At 42.5% G+C, this 17907-nt stretch carries 18 protein-coding genes; 3 read left to right on the top strand and 15 right to left on the bottom strand.

The genetic code is table 11. From position 1 onward, the window contains the following. Positions 1–7: 7 nt before the first annotated feature. The 3 genes from gshB to ACPD8L_RS04185 are packed head-to-tail and all read left to right on the top strand — an operon-like array spanning position 8 to position 3028. Positions 8–1039 (top strand): glutathione synthase, encoded by a 1032-nt coding sequence (gene gshB, locus ACPD8L_RS04195; RefSeq protein WP_116217760.1) that lies wholly within the window; start codon positions 8–10, stop codon positions 1037–1039. Beyond that, a complete protein-coding gene (locus ACPD8L_RS04190; protein ID WP_423942134.1) occupies positions 1032–1859 on the top strand; it encodes an N-formylglutamate amidohydrolase in 828 nt (275 codons plus the stop codon). Before gshB ends, ACPD8L_RS04190 begins: the two co-directional genes overlap by 8 nt. Then, positions 1856–3028, top strand: a complete 1173-nt coding sequence (locus ACPD8L_RS04185) for a peptidase MATCAP family protein (protein ID WP_423942132.1) — start codon at positions 1856–1858, stop codon at positions 3026–3028. The genes ACPD8L_RS04190 and ACPD8L_RS04185 overlap by 4 nt, the downstream gene beginning before the upstream one ends. Before the next feature lie 45 nt (positions 3029–3073). Here the strand turns inward: ACPD8L_RS04185 and ACPD8L_RS04180 are convergent, their stop codons facing one another. From ACPD8L_RS04180 to ACPD8L_RS04110, 15 genes are all read right to left on the bottom strand, one after another. Then, the gene (locus ACPD8L_RS04180; protein WP_423942129.1) at positions 3074–3481 is read right to left on the bottom strand and encodes a thiol-disulfide oxidoreductase DCC family protein; all 408 of its coding nucleotides are present in this window, start codon (positions 3479–3481) and stop codon (positions 3074–3076) included. 32 nt (positions 3482–3513) lie between these two features. Then, positions 3514–4386: a serine hydrolase gene (locus ACPD8L_RS04175; protein WP_423942126.1), complete on the bottom strand. Its 873-nt coding sequence runs from the start codon at positions 4384–4386 to the stop codon at positions 3514–3516. A 170-nt stretch (positions 4387–4556) separates the two neighbouring features. Continuing rightward, positions 4557–6194: a serine hydrolase gene (locus ACPD8L_RS04170; RefSeq protein ID WP_423942124.1), complete on the bottom strand. Its 1638-nt coding sequence runs from the start codon at positions 6192–6194 to the stop codon at positions 4557–4559. Between the two features lie 135 nt (positions 6195–6329). Then, entirely contained in the window at positions 6330–7154 is an 825-nt protein-coding gene (locus tag ACPD8L_RS04165; RefSeq protein ID WP_421809484.1) for a sialate O-acetylesterase, read from the bottom strand. 30 nt (positions 7155–7184) lie between these two features. Then, the gene (locus ACPD8L_RS04160) at positions 7185–8780 is read right to left on the bottom strand and encodes a M28 family metallopeptidase (protein ID WP_423942122.1); all 1596 of its coding nucleotides are present in this window, start codon (positions 8778–8780) and stop codon (positions 7185–7187) included. Between the two features lie 73 nt (positions 8781–8853). After that, positions 8854–9279, bottom strand: coding sequence for a hypothetical protein (locus ACPD8L_RS04155; protein ID WP_421809482.1), 426 nt, complete (start codon positions 9277–9279; stop codon positions 8854–8856). A gap of 130 nt (positions 9280–9409) precedes the next feature. Next, positions 9410–9907, bottom strand: a complete 498-nt coding sequence (locus ACPD8L_RS04150; RefSeq protein ID WP_423942119.1) for a hypothetical protein — start codon at positions 9905–9907, stop codon at positions 9410–9412. Next, positions 9904–10347, bottom strand: coding sequence for an acetyltransferase (locus tag ACPD8L_RS04145; RefSeq protein WP_423942117.1), 444 nt, complete (start codon positions 10345–10347; stop codon positions 9904–9906). Before ACPD8L_RS04145 ends, ACPD8L_RS04150 begins: the two co-directional genes overlap by 4 nt. 186 nt (positions 10348–10533) lie before the next feature. Further along, positions 10534–11634 carry a serine hydrolase domain-containing protein gene (locus tag ACPD8L_RS04140; protein WP_423942114.1) on the bottom strand — a complete coding sequence of 367 codons (1101 nt, stop codon included), beginning with the start codon at positions 11632–11634 and terminating at the stop codon, positions 10534–10536. Positions 11635–11704: 70 nt separating this feature from the next. Then, the gene (locus tag ACPD8L_RS04135) at positions 11705–12841 is read right to left on the bottom strand and encodes a DUF4369 domain-containing protein (RefSeq protein ID WP_423942112.1); all 1137 of its coding nucleotides are present in this window, start codon (positions 12839–12841) and stop codon (positions 11705–11707) included. 169 nt (positions 12842–13010) lie between these two features. Further along, the gene (locus ACPD8L_RS04130) at positions 13011–13655 is read right to left on the bottom strand and encodes a CPBP family intramembrane glutamic endopeptidase (RefSeq protein ID WP_423942109.1); all 645 of its coding nucleotides are present in this window, start codon (positions 13653–13655) and stop codon (positions 13011–13013) included. A gap of 109 nt (positions 13656–13764) precedes the next feature. Continuing rightward, positions 13765–14388 carry an FISUMP domain-containing protein gene (locus ACPD8L_RS04125; protein WP_293300767.1) on the bottom strand — a complete coding sequence of 208 codons (624 nt, stop codon included), beginning with the start codon at positions 14386–14388 and terminating at the stop codon, positions 13765–13767. A 152-nt stretch (positions 14389–14540) separates the two neighbouring features. Next, the gene (gene rsgA, locus ACPD8L_RS04120) at positions 14541–15608 is read right to left on the bottom strand and encodes a ribosome small subunit-dependent GTPase A (RefSeq protein ID WP_423942105.1); all 1068 of its coding nucleotides are present in this window, start codon (positions 15606–15608) and stop codon (positions 14541–14543) included. Between the two features lie 371 nt (positions 15609–15979). Beyond that, positions 15980–16474, bottom strand: coding sequence for a hypothetical protein (locus ACPD8L_RS04115; RefSeq protein ID WP_293300765.1), 495 nt, complete (start codon positions 16472–16474; stop codon positions 15980–15982). A 690-nt stretch (positions 16475–17164) separates the two neighbouring features. Continuing rightward, complete coding sequence (locus tag ACPD8L_RS04110; protein ID WP_423942103.1) at positions 17165–17869, bottom strand: hypothetical protein; 705 nt, start codon at positions 17867–17869, stop codon at positions 17165–17167. Positions 17870–17907 lie beyond the last annotated feature (38 nt).

The following is a 17907-nucleotide window of genomic DNA, read 5'->3' as shown; positions in this document are numbered from 1 at the left end:
TACTGTCATGAACATCTGTTTTTTAATGTATCCGTGGGACCAGATTAACCCTGAAACGGACACCAGTCTGGCCTTGATCCATGAATGTGTAAAGCGAAAACATGGTGTAGCCCTGTGCACACCGGCCAATCTAACCATTAGAAACAGCGTTACCAGTGCTTTCTGTACGGTGATCAATAGGCAGGAAAAGATTTCCAGTAGTCAAAAGACTTTTTACAAACAGGCCAGTACCCGGGAAGAAATGCTTCCCTTGGCAGGATTTGATGTGATTTTCATGAGGGCCAACCCGCCCTTGGATCCCTTGATGCTCAATTTTTTGGATTCGGTAAAGGACGATGTGTTCATTGTCAATTCGCTACAAGGACTGCGTGAAGCCAATAATAAATTATACACGGCCGCTTTTGGGGATAGTCATAGCAATATCATTCCGGCGACCCATGTATCCAAAAACAAGCGATACCTGATTCAACAGATCAAAGCCTCGACTGCGGACAAGATGATTTTAAAGCCCTTGAACGGCTATGGAGGTTCTGGGGTAATCCTTATTGAGAAATCGGCCATGTCCAACATTAACTCATTGTTGGATTTTTACGTAACCAACTCGGATGGAAGCTCTAACTATGTCATACTTCAAGAATACATTGAAGGTGCGGACCAGGGGGATATCCGTATTTTATTGCTCAATGGGGAGCCCATTGGGGCCATGCGAAGGATTCCCGGTTCCGATGACCATCGTTCCAATGTATCTGCTGGTGGCTCCGTGGCAAAACATAGCTTGACCAAACAGGAAAAAGCATTGTGCAAACAGATTGGCCCAAAATTGGTGAACGATGGACTCTACTTTGTCGGTATCGATGTCATTGGAGGCAAGTTGGTGGAGGTGAATGTCATGTCTCCAGGGGGTATTACCTATATCAATAAAGCCTATAAAACCAAGGTGCAGACCAAGGTGATAGATTTTATCGAAAGTAAGGTTATGGACAAGCTGACCGCTTTTGACCGCAGGTCTCGATTACGTAACGAAGTGGAAAATGCTTAGGTGCAGCATTGATGATATGATTCTTCGCATCAACAGCGAAGAATGCTTTGAAGCGGTCTCCGATGATTACTCCTTTACCTTAAAGATTGATGACTATGTGCCTTATGTCTGTGGGGCCGTACATGATGGACACCACTTTAGAAAAACACTTTGGGACAATTGTATCCATACCCAATATGAGCGATGGTACGAGGAAGACCCCTGTACCAAACAAATGGTGCAATCCCATCCCATTGTAATATCCGGATGTGATAGCAGGTTCGAGTATGATCTGAACCGCCCGGAAGAAACAGCCATCTATACCGATGCTTGGGGCAAACAATTGTGGAAAACCCCTTTGTCGGAAGTCGAACGGGAGCATAGCCTTCAAAAGCACCGTAATTTCTACAAAGTAGCGAAAGCCTTGATCCATAAACTGGAGTCCAGATTCTCTAAAGTTTTGGTGTTTGATATGCACAGCTATAACTGGAAGCGTTGGGAGCGGGAAGTGCCGGTTTGGAATTTGGGCACTTCCAATATTGATAATGAACGATTTGGAGGATTGGCGGAACGATGGAGGGAACGATTGCAGACCATACAGTTGCCCCATGGGATACCGTCCACTTCAAAAATCAACGATACCTTTCAGGGAAACGGCCATTTTCTAAAATTTATCACTCGCGAATTCGATAATACCTTAGTTTTGGCGACTGAAATCTCGAAGATCTATTGTGATGAGCATACCGGCATTATTTTTCCCGAAGTGGTACATGCCGTGGAGCGGCAATTAAAGATTTTGATTCCGGAGATGGTAACTACTTTTGAAAAAACGGAGGTATGATAGGAGAAAAGGAAACACAGCAATTGGCTAGGGAGTATGGCGACCTGTTTGAGATTGATGCCAATCTGGACCGTTTGGTACGCCGTATAGAGTTGTTGAGTTACATCAACCCCTTGAACATTGAAAAGGAGAAGCATCGCTTCTTCGCATCAAAATATACCATTGATCCTGAGTTTAAGTACCCCAAGCTCAAGTTCGACCCCTATAAATTGCATCGGTTGTTCTTCTCACAACGGTTGGAGCGAATTTCGGATGAAAGAATCCGTAAATTGTACCAAGAGGTCATTTACTACTACTCCAACATGGTGCAGTGTATAGAGACCATTGGAAGGGGCAAGAACTTTTACTACAATTCGCTACGGGTTTACGGGACCCCGACTGAAAAGGATGTACAAAACGCACGTTTCATTCTTCATTTTGGGGATGAACCCATGACTTCGGACATGGAAAAAGTGTTTTCCGCTGAAGAGGCCCGGGCCTATTTTGAAGATTTTGTAAAGCAGTACGATTTTCCCTTGAATATTAAGTTCTCCACCAATATTGCTGCGGAGGCTATGGTGAGCAACAGTTCCCAATCACTTTTAATCAAAAAGAACACCAAGTTCAGTAAGAATCAGCTTTTGACTTTGGCCAACCATGAGATTGGAGTGCATTTGGTCACTACCTACAATGGTTTGCAACAACCTTTAAAAATTTTCTCCAACGGTCTGCCCAAAAATGTGGAGACCCAAGAAGGTTTGGCGGTCTTTAGTGAGTATATGGGCGGGGCGTTGACCTTAAAACGATTAAAAGAACTGGCGTATAGGGTGTTGGCTGCAGACAGTTTGATCAAAGGGTATTCTTTTGCCGACACTTTTGACTTGATTCATGGGCAATACAAGCTCAATCGGGACGATGCCTTTAGCATTACCCTCCGGGCGCATAGGGGAGGAGGCTTTACCAAGGACCGATTATATCTTAGTGGCCTTCGTAAAATTTACAAGCGTTATCAAAAGGAAGAAAGTATGGATGTGTTGCTTACAGGTAAAGTTTCATTGGATTATGAGGAAACCATCCAATACCTGAAGAGCTTGGGACTGTCACAGCCCATTGCGCACAAGAGCTATTCCTATGACCAAAAACTGAATACCAACAAAACTTTGGATTTTATCCTGAATAACCTAAAATGACGGGTTTTTTTGAATGGTTTTCCAAGAAAACCGTATCGAGAAATGTCACCCCAAAAACTTGGCCTTGAGCTCAGGGGTAGGGATCATACAGGATTCTTGTTTTCCGAACCACTTGTAGCGATTGCGGGCCACAAAATCGTAAATGGCATCCCTAATGGATTTGGGAATCCATGTAAATATGGCCAAAAGGGCGTACCCCCCACCAAAGCTTTGGCCAATTTTCAGTGCGGCATCCGATTTGGTATAGTAGGCCACACCGGGTTCAATAAGGAGAATGGAATCCACTTGGGATGTATCAATGCCCCGCTCTTTGATCATTTGTTGACCCACTTCACTTTGCAGCGCCGTATAACGGAACATATCCTTTCTATCCCGTTTGATCACAAACTGGACCGAACTGTTGCATAGATTGCAGACGCCGTCAAAGAGGATTACTTTCTTGCCTTCTTCCATACTGCAAAGATACGATGACTTACTGTCTGGGCCTAATGGGCCATATAGTCATAAAAAGTTTTTGAAATGTCTGCCAATTGTTGGGGGCCTTTGTCCGAATCCTGGATGTTTTTACTGAGCAACACCAACACATAGCTTCGCCCATTGGGTAAATACACAATGCCTGCATCGTGGTGCACCCCGGTAATCCATCCTGTCTTGTGGGCCACTTCAACATCTTTGGGCAAATTATGCGGAATGATGTCGTTGAACCGTTGGTCTTTTAATATGTCGACCATGTTGTCGCAGTCTTCCTTTGTTCCTGCTTTGTTGGTGGCAATCGCTTCCATAATGATCAACAGGTCTTTTGCCGTGGTGGAATTGCTCAATCCCAAATCATAGGCCTTCTGATCTTCCACACCGCGCAGCACCTGAATGTTCTCAGCACCTAGGTCTCTCATGGTAGCGGTTACCTTTTTGGCATCCACCAGCTCTATCAGAACATTGGTGGCAAGATTGCTGCTAACGGTTATCATGCTGTACATTAGATCCTTGAGGGTTACCTGGGTATTGATTTTGTTATATATGACATCGTCACTGTCATCACCAATATCCATACTGTAGGGACTGCCGTCTACAATACTTTTGAACTCATTTATAAGAAGAATGGAATCGTTTAGGTTGATTTTACCCTCTTCTTTTTGTTTGAAAAGCTCGATCATTACGGGAACCTTCATGGTGCTTGCAGCATGGAACTCTTCATCTTTATTGATGTATAGGGTATCGCTGGGGTCTGAAAGGTTTAGGAACGCCACTGCCACGTTCCCATCAATGAAATCAATTTGTGAACGGACCCTATCTTCCAAGATTTCTTTTTTGGTGGGTTTAGGCTGACAAGCGGTAAAGAAATAAAACAGTGGAACCATCAACATTAATCTTCTAAGAGGTATCATTTTGGGAATCAATGGCATTCTGGTTTTTGTTTGAAACGGTTCAAGTTTGATGTCCGGTTTTGACATTGGATACGGTTGGTTTTTATGTATAGCAGTTGGCCTGTAAGATACACTTTTGCAATAGTGATATATCTGTATTTTGGTCATTCTATTTTTTTGGCTTCGTGGTTGCCTCCTTGGTGGAGGGTCAAACTGTTCACCTCCCCATTTTCATCTTTGTTGAACGTTAGCTTGATGTCCGCATTCACCAAACTGAACTTGTTCTCTTCAAATGGAATGATTTCATTTTTTCCCTGTCCAGTGGCTTGGGCAAATATCTTATCCTCTTCCTTAAAGATCGAGATGATGAAATTTGGGGCCAGTTCGTACTTGCCAAGGTATGTATCGGTAACGGAAGCATCGAGCTCTATTTTGGTCAGGGTCGGGATGGGCGCATCGGTTCGTTTTAAATCCATGTCATACCCTGTGCCCTTTGCAGTGACAGAAACAATCTCATTATTGGAATCCCGGATAAAATGAAGCGTAGTGACACCGCCGCCTTCAAAAAAGAACTTGTCTTTTTCAAAAGGAGCTATCTTGAATTTGCCTCCGCCGGTCCTCATGGAAAAAAGCTGTCCATCCTCAAAGGTGATGACACGCTGGTTTTTCTTATCCGGTCCATACACGGCCTCATAAGTCTTCATTAGATCTTCTGATAGGACCACTGGGGTCCAAGAAAAGGGCTTTCCAATGGCCATTGCCGCCATTTTTGTGGCGATGTCCCCGGGAGAGTTACAGTTGCAATTGGAAAACACCGCAACGAACAACTTTTCTTCCGGCAGGAATATGGAACTGGTCAAATATCCGTTGATCCCCCCTCCGTGGGATATCATTGGGCTTCCTTGGACATTTCCAATTCCCCATCCATAACCATATCCTGTTTTTTCACCATTGTTCAATTGGTAGGTGGACTGGGCTTCTATCCTTGAAGCTTTGGAGATGACCTTATCCTCCATGACCGAGCTATACCATTTATAAAGATCATCAACCGTGGAAAGTAAGGAGCCGGCCGCGTAGGGCTGTGTCATGCTCAGAAAATCGGCATTGATAACCTCACCATCCCTTTTGTCGTACCCATACGCCCTATCTTTGATGATTCTGGAAGGGGAACCGTAGTAGGAATTGGACATTTTCAACGGTTTAAAAAAGGTGCTGTCAATATAAGTTTCATACGTTGCGCCAGACACCACCTCGATAATGTGGCCGAGGATAAAATAGGCCGAATTGTTGTACCGCCATTCTTCTCCTGGATCAAAATCCATGGGTTGGTCCTTGAAGAAATCAATCAATTCCAAGGGGGTGAAATCTTTTTTCCGGACTTCGGCATCCCAAGTTTCCATTCCGGTGTAGCTTTTGATGCCCGAGGTGTGGGTGAGTAGGTGTTTTATGGTGATTTGATGTCCGTGGGTAGGGTAGTCCGCAATATATTTTGTGATATCGTCATCCAAGCTCAGTTTTCCTTCGTCCCGCAGTTTCAAGATGGCGGATGCCGTAAACTGTTTGGTAATGGAGCCTATTCTAAAAACATTCCCAGGTTTCATTTTTATGCCAAGTTCCAAGTTGGCCATTCCAAATGCCTTCCTGTACAAAACCTTACCGTCTTTAACGACCAGAGCCACGGCACCGGGTCCATCGGCCTTAAAAACTTGGGTCATGAGCGAATCAAATTCCGCACTTGGGTTTTGGGGCAGGGCAACTTGAAAAAAGAATGCTGTGATAACGGTGATTAAGGTCCTTTTCATTATTGAGAGGTTTTAATATTAGCAACCCACAAAAGATTGTCTTGTGGTAGGAGGGGGAAGATTGGATTTACGTTTTGAAGTTATGAATTTATGGTGAACAATGACACGTATTTTAATCGTTATCGGCATACGTTTCTACTTTATATGTTCGGTAAGCATTTCCCCAAACTTTACCCCTAGGTCAATCTGTCCATTTGAAGAGTAGTGAAGGTCATCTTCCCATTTTTCCAAATCATCGGTATCAATAAGGTAGGTGTTGGGCAGTTCCTGACTGATACGCATCTGTGCACCGACAACCGTATCCAGGGCGGGGTATCTATCCGGTGGTGGGTTGACTTTTCCGAATATAACGGGTAAATCAGGACTTTTAAGGTCTTTTCTGATGGAGTTGATCAAGAGTTCAAAGTTGTTGTAGTAATCCACCCCGGCTTCGGGGATTCGCGCATCCCGTTCCCCTTGCATCCAAAGTAGGGCCCTTATTTTTACTTGGTGTCCTTTGGTTAAACTATCGGTTAGCATGATCAATCTTTTGTACATGTTCCCAAATTCGGGATGTCCTGTGATTTTAGCTTTCTGTTGATCGTAATTGGGTGACCAGTCCAGCAGGGAAGCTCCTCCGATGGCGTATTTGATCAACAGGAACCTTTTGTTTGGATAATTTTTGCTTAACTCCATGGACAGCCCAACTTCTGGTCCAAAATTACCTTTGGGAGGGGTCAGGCTTGGGTTCAGACCAAAATCAAAGAAGGTAACGTTGGAAAAGGACATCGGTTCCAAATCGGTTAGTTTTCCTTGTCCAACCATATTGGATTGACCTCCCATTAGGATTACATCGTACTCCAAATGGCCTGATAAACCATCGGCATATCGAATTTTTGGAGTACTGGAACAACTCCATAGAAGGATGGTGGATAGGGCAATGAACAAGAATCGAAGTGTCATCACTTTCTTTGTATTCATAGGTTGGGGTGTCCCTGCAATCGTCATCATCTATTCCCGTGCAGCTTTAAACTCACTGCCATTGTACCATTTTGGAAAATAATCTTCGTTGGCCAATTTGAATCCCACATTAAAGAGTAACTGTAGATCCAATTGTATTCCACTCAACTCTGCGGTTTCCGGGTCGTATTCATCCGAGGGTTGATGGTATTTGTACATGCGATAGTGGTCATTGTACTTTTTGATGTCCTCAATGCTGATATCAAACCCTTCGTAGGCACCACTTGCATATAGGGCGGGGATTCCAATTTTGGCAAAATTAAAATGGTCCGACCTAAAGAAGTATCCTTTTTCCGCCTCTGGGTCGGGGATGACATATCGGTTTTGTTTTTCGGCAGCTTCTTTGGCATAATCATCCATTTCGGAATGACCATAACCGGTAATGGTCAGGTCTTTCATTTTTCCCGGACTGTCCAAAGCGTCAATATTGATGTTCGCCACCGTTTTTTTAGGGTCGTAAATGGGGTTTTCCGCATAATATGCCGAACCCAAAAGGCCTTGTTCTTCCCCCGTTACTTCAATAAACACAATGGAACGCTTTGTGTCACCACTTTTCTTGAATGCTTCCGCTATGGCCAATAAGGCCGCAGTCCCGGAAGCATTGTCCACCGCACCGTTATAAATGGAATCTCCATCAATGGCCTTGCTGACCCCAAAATGGTCCCAATGCGCTGAGTAGATGATGTATTCATCTTTTCTCTCCGTGCCGGGCAATAATGCCACTACATTTTTGGAAACATCCTTTTTAATGGTATTGGTAATGCCCACCGAAACCGATAAGTCCAACGGAATTGGGTTGAAATCTTTATTACGGGCCAAGGTCTTGTAGTCCTGACCTTTCATGGAAGAAGCATCGAACATTTTTTGGGCACTTTCCCCGCTGATCCAAGATTCCACATTCAACAGGGGCAAATCGCTTTCAATGGTCAAACGGGAACCGCTCCAGCCAGCTTCCACCACATTCCATCCATATGCGGCCGGTTCGGTATCATGGATGATGATGAGTCCATCGGCGCCTTGCCGGGCGGCTTCCTCATATTTGTAGGTCCAACGCCCATAATAGGTCATTTCGTTGCCTTTAAACAAGGTGGAGTCCCCGGATTTAAAGCCTGGGTCGTTGATCAATACTACGGCTGTTTTACCTTTCCAGTCAACACCTTCATAATCATTCCATTCATATTCCGGGGCCACAATGCCATACCCGGCAAAAACAAGTTCCGAATTTTCAAGCCCTACTTGGGCAATGGGTTTATTGGTTGTGGCCACAAAATCCTTTAGGCGCTCCAAGCTTATGGTGGTGTTTTTCCCGGAAATCACCATATTTTCAGAAGGCGTTCCTGTAATTTCAACCATGGGGACATCTTGGAAAAAGCTATCGCCATTCCCCGGTAAAAGACCCAATTTTTCAAATTCATCCTTTAAATAGTTCACAGTTTTCACCTCACCTTCCGTGAAGGGTTTTCTCCCCAAGAATTCATCCGACGCCAAACGTTCCATGTGCTGGCCAATTGTTGTTTGGTCCACTTCAACTGGGGTTGCCTCTGGCTTTTTGTTGCTTTCACAGCTGGCAAAGAGTATTATTGCCACAAGAATTTTCAAATAACTTTTTATCATGGTCTAGTATGTTGAGGTTAAATCATTTCAATGTAATAAGCTGTTCTTACATGTCCCATTTCCCTCCACTTCCGGTAAACTCAATTCCATTTTTCAAGCAGAGTGCGATCAATTCGGCCGGAGCGTGAATTTTTGTAACATCGAAAAACGAAACCAATCTTTTCCCGGTTTTTGTGTGGACTGAAAGTTGACAGTTTCTTCGGAATCCCAAGGATAGGTGGATTTTTTCAATATCCGAAAGAAGGATGTCCTTTTCACGTTTATCAATAAGACCAAACGGTCTTGAAATGGTCAACCTGTCTTCATAAAACATGAACTTCCAAGATAGGATACGCTTAAGCATATGTGCTGTCAATATCAGGGTGGTAATTCCAATTACCATGATTTTCCATTTCTGGGGAGCTTTTCCGTGTAGTTCAACCAAATACAAAAGCCCCAATACCAAGGAGATGGAAAACAGTATTACTCCCAATGGGAACAGTATGTTTTGTTTTGAAATAAAAATCGGTTTGTCTTTCAAAATTTCACCGCAACTTGTTTATAGGATGTGATTTATACGCAACACTTACAAAATAAGCATAAAATCGATCTTCGTGGAAATTTCAGTCCGAGTGATTTACTTCTTTGTTGACTTTCACCCATTCCACTCGATTATCGATGTCCTTTTCCACAGGACCGACAATCATAAAAAGGTCAGATAGATAGGTAACCTCCACAGTTCTCTTGTTGTATCCCAAAGCGCCAACATCCTGCATTTGAAGCTCTACTTTTTTGAAGTCGAAATGACCATTTTCATAGAGCACTTTCTGTGTTTTCCAAGCTGATGAGGAATACACGATGTTTAAAGGTCCGATGATCAAGATTCCCACCAAGGTCAATGCGGGAAATATTGAAGTGATTATTTTCCACTGTCTTGTTTTGAAAGCCCATAGGTTCCCAAACAAGGTTAAAGGCGTCAATACCATGATCCCGAAATACGCAAACGACTTTATCGCCTGGCTTTTAATCTCTAAGGAAGTCAGTGCGTCCAAGCCAAAAAGCAGTAGGGCCAGCATGAAGATTCCATATAAGATTCTCGATATGTATTTGGTCGTCGTCATTTTTTCAACGCCATATGTAGAATCGGGTAAGGTTTCCCGGAAGAGTCCAATTCAGAGCGACCGATGACTTCAAATCCGAAATGTTCGTAAAATCCAACGGCCTGTTCGTTCTGTTCGTTCACGTCGACTTTGGTGACATTGAGGTTTTCCATAGCGTGATCCAGCAATGATTTGCCAACTCCTTTGCCTCGGTGTTCAGGATCAATGAACAGCATTTCCAAATTCTGTTCCGCAACACCGAGGAAACCCAAAATGTTGTTCTCGTCATTCCTCATGCACCTCAATTCCACGGCATCTAGGTAGGTATTCAGGATCAATGGTTTAAAATACTCAATGTCCTCTTCCTTTAAAAAGTGATGGGTTGCCCTGACGGAAGATTCCCATAGCTGTACCACTTCTTGATATTCCGTTTTGCGTATTATATCTATTTTCTGTTTCATTTTCATAATCAACGCCAACTTTTTATATAAAAAGTAGATTTACATATCCCAAAATAGGTGTAATTGACCATAATTTGGTTTTTACTTGATGGGAATTGGACCATGTTCTCCCATAGAAGCGAGTGACACAAGAGGCCATTTTGCGGGAGCCGAGGATTGATTTTTCATTTTTTGGCACTTCGTTTTTTATTCAATCGTTTCCATGAGTTCAGGGGCCAATCCTGCAATATTTGAGGTCAGTTTGCCAAGCGCGGAAATATTTGATAGAATAATGATGCCATTCTTGGTTTCGGTGTTCAGGATCATGGAAGATGTATATCCGCCCGTACCGCCGTTATGCCAATCCCAAATTTCGCCAGAATCCGTTTTGATCAAGCCCCAAGCCAAGCCTGTGGAGTAATATTCGTCCACGGTAAAATGCTTTGCCCTGGTCAATTTTAATTCTCGGTTGGTATCATCGAACTGGGCAAGGGCAAATTTTGCCAGATCTTCAATGTTGGACAATATTCCTCCAGCGCCCATATGTGCGGCCATGTCCCAATTAGGGACTGGATTGCCCGTATCGTTCAACCCTTCCACAAGGATATCCCTAATGCGGTCACGATTGGTTGTGGAGCTGGGCATATGATATTTGGAAAATATTCTGGTCTGCAGCAAATTTTCATATGTGGTATTATCAATTTTCTCCAGTAGATAGCCCAAAAGACCAAAACCCAGATTGGAGTAGGAGGACGCTGTTCCTGGTTCACCGATCAGTTCCAGCTTTTTGGTAAGGTAAAGTCTCAATTTATCCTCTCCGAAGTCCTTGTACGGATTCTCCAAACTCAGATCAGGGGAGCTTAGGCTGATCGGTACGCGGGGCAGTCCCGAGGTATGGGTAGCCAGTTGCTTGAAAGTAATCTGAACGTTGTTCTTCAGCGAAAAATCAAGATGCTCATTAATAGGGTCATCAAGGCGGATTTTCTGGTCCACAACAAAATCGGCAAGTAAGGTGGCCGTAAAAACCTTTGTAATGGAACCTATTTCGAAAACCTTCCCTGAATTGTCATAGGGCATAACTGAATCTTTTTCCTTTTTGAACCCCAAAAAGTGTACGTTCCCATTTTCAATTAGTGCAATTGATAATTGTGCTTGGTTGGGGAGTGTGTCCATGCAATGGGTAATGAGCTCTGATTGCTTTTCTGAGAGATAGATCTTCTTCGTCTGTTTCGTTGTTGAGGTTTCCAATTGTCCATATCCAGAAAGATGTGTCAGCGCAAAAAATGTTATCCAGAGGTAGTTTTTCATAGGATTATTAAAGTGTATTCCCCGTTTATTTGATTGATGAAACTTTGTTTTGGCTCTCTGTCACTATGGATCATAATCCTTGTTGTGGGCCGTTTTGTTTTTCCAATCTTTCAAGGATACTGCCTTCACGGTAACCGGTCCATTTGTCAATAATTGTTCCTTCGGGATTTATTAAAACGAAGGTTGGTATTCCTTGAACCCCATATTTGATGGATGTTTCACTATACCTGCCTTTTCCATCGTAAATACTGTTCCAGGTGACTTTATCCCGTTCCAAGGATTTTAGCCACACCTCCTTTTTAGGGTCTTGGGTAAAACTGACTATTTTTAGGGAATCGGAGTGTTTTTCGCTTATTTCAACCAATTCATCCGCAGCCTGGATACAGGGACCGCAATACGCCGCCGTAAAGTCAAGAAGGGTATAGTCACCTCTAATATTTGAAAATTTTACGGTTTCTCCTTTTTGGTTCACTCCTTCAAAATCGTGAAAGGTATCTCCAATTTCAGCGATATTCTCCCTTAGATATACTTCAACTACTTTGGCATATTTGCTCTCCTTTATTTCAGGGGTATAGCTATTGAATATTTTCTGTACGGTGTCTTTTGGCAATTTATTTTTTAGAAAGCCAAGTTGCATTACGCTTATATAAGTATTGGGATGGGATTTTACATAGTCAACCTGTGAAGCATCTGTAATACTGTCAATTTTTCTGATTTTCTTCCAAATTTCAGCCCCTGTTTCTTGTTGTTTTTCTTGGGGGAGTCCCATAAAGACTTGGACCAAGGAATCTCTTTTTTTATTGTTCTCTTTGGTGAGACTTTGTGCGTAAGCAAAATCTTCATGGGTTTTTGAACCTTTGACATCCACGTCCCAAGGAAAATCTGCAATATCTGCTTTGACAATGATATTCTCATTTCCGATAAGTAGATTGGTATAGATGAATTTTTTGTCCACGGTCGTGTTCAACCAGATATGTTCAGGTGGACTGGCCAAGTTTCCTTCAAACGCAAAGGTGTTGTTTTTGACTGTGGCACTATCAAAAACCGCATCGGTTGCCATGTTTCTCAGATAGAATGTAGTTCCATCGGGAAATCCGGTTACCTGTGCGGATATGGTGAACGTTTCCTCTTTGTTTTCTTTGTTGTTACAAGCACTTAGGGCAATAATAAAGGCTGCAATCAATATTAATTTGGCGAATGTTTTCATGTTCTTCAATTCAGGTTGAATTTTTTCTATTGGCCCAAAACGGTCTCGATTATGAGTGGTTACGGAATACAAGCTACTAAACTATTGGATGGCACCGACTTTTGATTTATAGTTTATATATAAAATTAGTAATTACCCCGCTACTGTTAATGCATGTTGACATACTTAATCATATGTAATCAAAATAGATCAACGTCATTACCATTGTGTTATAGAAGCCATGGCACATAATTGAATACCACAGATTTCTTTTAAAATATAAGAAAAGGGTGAGGTATACCGCCCCTACCAATAACGCATTAATTAGACCCAAAGCACCGAGTTGAATATGATATATGCCAAAGGCGAAACTTGTTATCACGAAGCTTATATAGGCTGCAAACTTTCCTTTAATCATCTTTTCCAAACGTGTGAAGATGAATCCATGGAAAACTATTTCTTCATAAAACCCTCCTATCAACCACCCCATGATAATCATTAAAAGGAACTGCAATTTCCCACCTTGAATAGTGTCAGATAGTCCTACATCTTTGTATTCTAAATTCACAAAAAACTCCAAAACAGGATGAAAGACCAACTGCATGAATGCCAACGTGAGAGCAGCAACAAGACCTCCAATCAGAATAGATTTTGGATTGAATTGCTTAAAACTGAAGCCTATGTCGGAAAAATTCTCCTTGGAATATTTTAAAGCGAACCATGTAATAAGTAATATAGGAATGCAGTAACCAAAAAACGGAATGAGTTCAGCATGTGGTAAAACGATAATTGTACCTATAGCTATAACATTTAGAATTTTCTCGTATACTTTCATTGCGCACAACGACTCGTTATATCAGATTAGGAGCATGTTTCCCTAAAAGTTGGTGGCCATAAGATACCACCTTTTGTTATTAGAATGTTCATTGGACAACTCAAATACGTCAATCCCGAACGCACCGCACCGAGAGTCCACCAAGGGTTTTGACATCGTACCGGAAAACTTTGGATTTAATGGACATGTCAGGGCCACCATAGCTGATGTCCCATCCCCATACTTTACCATTTACACCGGCAGGAGTGGACGACCACCAGAAAGCAAAATATCCCAAGACGTCATAACCATTGTTTCTGCGAATACCCGCCGGAAGCGCATTGAACCCACTGTTGTTGGTGCCATTTCCATCTTCTTTCCAGCCCTTAGTGCTTTTTAGGGCCTCACCGGCCTTATCCATACCGCCAAATTGCTCTACCAGTAGGGACCATTCGGTATCCGTTGCCAAATGCCAATCGCAGGGGCAGGCTTTTATTGCTGCTTCCCAAGTGTAGAGCAAGCCCAGTTCTTTCCGGTTGTCCTCATGGTCGTCATACGCGTAACTGTCCGCCATCTTATAGTTGAGGTTTTGGGCCATCCAGGTATAGGTGGTGCCCGTAGAAGCGTTTTTAAAGCTGATGGTCGCATAGGTCTGGCCATCGCGCGAGTCGGTAAAGGTGCCTGTGGATTGTGCAATTCCCGCGCAGGCAAAAAGTAGAATGGAAATTAAGATGAAAATGTGCTGTATCCTCACGGTGTGTATGGTTTTGTTTTTACACGACCACAAGATATGACCTTGCGGGAGGGGGTGAAGTTTGGAATCCATGTCTCCAAAATAGTTTAATTAAATGAAATAGCGGCTTGGATGGGCACCCAAACCGCTATTGCTTGTACATATTCTTTTGCTTAGTACTTATTTGATTTTCTCAAATTTTTAAACTGCTTGACCATTTTTCCAAAATTCTTGTCCTTTTTGCGTTTTTCAGCTACAGTTGATTCAAAATGTTCTTTTTCCCGTTTCATTTTCAGGTAATTTTCATAGAACAATTTATCTACCTTTCCACTTTCAACCGCAGACAGAACAGCACAATCCATTTCTATGGTATGGGTACAATCTTTAAACTTGCAGTTTTTGGATAGCTCAACAATTTCTTCAAATGTTTTCTCCAATCCCCCAACTGAATCTGTGATACCCACTTCCCGTATACCGGGATTGTCAATGATAATCCCGCCATTTTCAAGAACTATCAATTCCCGGTGGGTGGTTACGTGCCGACCTTTGTTGGTGCTTGTGCTAATCGTATTGGTTTTCATCAGTTGTTTGCCCGAAAGATTGTTCAGAAGACTTGATTTTCCAACGCCTGACGAGCCCAACAAGCAGTACGTTTTGCCCTTTACGATATATCCTTTTACTGTCTCGATTCCTTTTTGGGACGTATTGCTTATGGCGATTAGGGGTACGTGCTTCACTCTTTCTTGAACTTCTGATATCAAATCGGTCAGAGCAGTATCGGTTATCAAGTCAATCTTATTGAGAATGATGATTGGTTGTACATTCGATACATTGCAAATGGTCAGATACCTTTCTATTCGATTGATATTAAAATCCCTGTCCACAGCCTGTACAATAAAAGCAAAGTCAATATTGGTTGCTATGATCTGATTTTCCCCTTTTTTGCCAACGGCCTGTCTTTTAATGATGGTTTTTCTAGGCAAAATAGCGTGTATGAGCACTTTGTGGTCATCATATTCAGAAATGGCGACCCAATCGCCCACAGCGGGAAAATCTTCACGACTATTTGCGGTATATCGTAGGTTCCCTGTGATTTCTGCCTCAAATTCGCCGTTTTCCATTTTAACCATATACCTCTCCTTGTGCTCTGCAATAATTCTTCCGATTCCAAAGTCTAAAAGGTTATGTTGAATCCTTAGTTTTTCTATGCTGTTGTTATATCCGAAATGTTCCAATTTCATATTCTGTGTGTTTAAACCATTGCAAACACTACGGTATTTATATTCATATAAATACAAAAGCGCCCACAATGCCTGTGATTATTTGCAAAATGTAAATAGATGGTACTACCTCAGATGGTTAACTGAGGAAAAGAAGGGAGATAGTCAAAGAAAATTGACTATCTATTTTACAATATCCGAATATGATATTACGGCTGTACTGAACATAAAATGTATTGGGGTATAAAAATACAAATTTCCCTTATAAAGGGTTAAATAAAGGAGTGTTTTTGTATTAAGCCCAACGGCCCTGGCTATGGCAAGTGCGGGATTTTGAAACCGCTTTAAGCAGTCAACCCGCATTTACTATAGCCGGTGTTGGGCACAGTCTTTTATTTCTTTTTCTTTCGCACGATTGTCATTGCTAGAAGGCCTAAAAATCCAATTGGAATTCCAAGTAGATAGCTAATTCCGGCTGTTTTGTTCCAAGTCCAAAATCGTGCTGAATAGCTGGTTAATGTCCATTTCTTAACTTCAAATTTAGGGGCAACTTCACAGTCGGTCGGTGAACACAGAATAGTATCAATCCCGACTACTTCTCCTTCAATTAATATCTCAGAGTGTCCTATTTCGTAGTTGTATGGGTCAAAGGGTGAATTTCCTGTCAATGTCAGTTCTTGTCTGTGAATTTTAGGGTGTTTGTCCAAAATAAACTGCGGAATCTCAATTTCACCCTTTACGACTCTTGCTTCTGGACATGGACAACCACATTCTTGTCCAGTAATTATCAAGTCAGTTTCAGTCGGTCGCGTCCAAAGTGAATTGATTGTCGCTGGTGTGAAACCATACAATAAAATGAGTATCCATATTAACCAAGCGTATTTCATTTTTCAGATTGTCCCCAACTTGTTTATATAAGCATAAAATACATCTATATACCCCAATACAGCCATAAAACCGATATAATGATGCATTCTTTATTTCTACATGACTAAGACCATGGCTCACTAATTTCACCCATTTCTTTCTTATAACCAATTATTTAACCCCAACGATTTCAAAGAGTTATCAACCCATAACTTTTTAAAATGTATCCCATGAACCTTTGGATGAGGCCGAAAAGGATGCCCTTTTCAACATCAAGGGGCTGTGGGAGTGCCAGGAACAGATCACGGAGTGATTTTAGGGGATAGGAGTCAGGAGTTAGAAAGCTGGTGGTCATTTCGAATTCCTGTCCCGAGCTTGCGAGGGAGCTAGGGAATATGAGAAATCTATCGTTTGGCTTTTGGACACGTATTGCACAAATGTTCACGGATTGCAATGGCCCTGTCATTTCGAACCAACCGAAGGGAGCGTGAGAAATCTATCATTTGAGATTTCTCAATCGTCATTTCCCTCCTCATATCGAAATGACTTGGAGCCAGGTTTTCTTATTTGTGTTTTGGCATTCCGACACGAATGGCACCAATGTTCACGAACTGTATTGGATTTGTCATGTCGAGCGCAGTTGGGACATCAATGGGATTTCTCGTCGTCCCGACAGTCATCGGGACTCTGTCGAAATGACGTTCGGAGTCCTACAGAAAGGGTTTTACAAAAATGGCAACGAGGATATCCATAAAACCGGCCCCGATGGGGGACAACCAGAAATAATCGGCCAAGAAGAAAATGCCCAAAACAAGTATGGGGGAAACCAAATCCACCCATACCGCTTTCTTGCGCTTTGCCCAATCCAAAGCAAACAAGACCAAAGCAGGGAACATCTGTACTCCTTTGTTAAACAGTTGACTTTCATTTAGTTGCAGGTCAAAGGATGCCCTAAAAATCGCAGCGCTGGTGCACATTACCATACAGCCGAGCATCAGGCGCTTGTGTAAAAAAGCTTTTTTTCGGTAGGCAAATGCCAGAACAAACAAGAGGTATGCAGAAAGTAACCGAAACACATTGTGTCCGGCCGCATCTACCGTATTGGTCCCCGCATAGGCTTTGTAGACCACCGGGAAAAGACCCGTGGGTACCATGGCAGCCATGATCACTACACCGAGTATACCCAAGGTCATGTGTGTTTTGTAGTTTTTAACCCGAATCAAAAACACCTGTACGGCGTACAGCAACACCCACAAAGTAAATGAAATTCCATGTACCACCAGATGAATGGGCAATGGCTCTGGGTTGTCAAAATATTTGGAGAGATAGAAGGACGGCGCAAATCCCCAAAACACGATTAGGATAAACCAAATGGCCGAAAAGGCAAAATATTGATTTTCTGACGAGGCTTTCATACCCTGCAATGAATTGATACTGAAATGACTACCGGGGG

This window comes from Flagellimonas algicida (assembly GCF_049629585.1).
GTDB lineage: Bacteria > Bacteroidota > Bacteroidia > Flavobacteriales > Flavobacteriaceae > Flagellimonas.
This window is presented reverse-complemented; position numbering and strand designations above follow the sequence as displayed.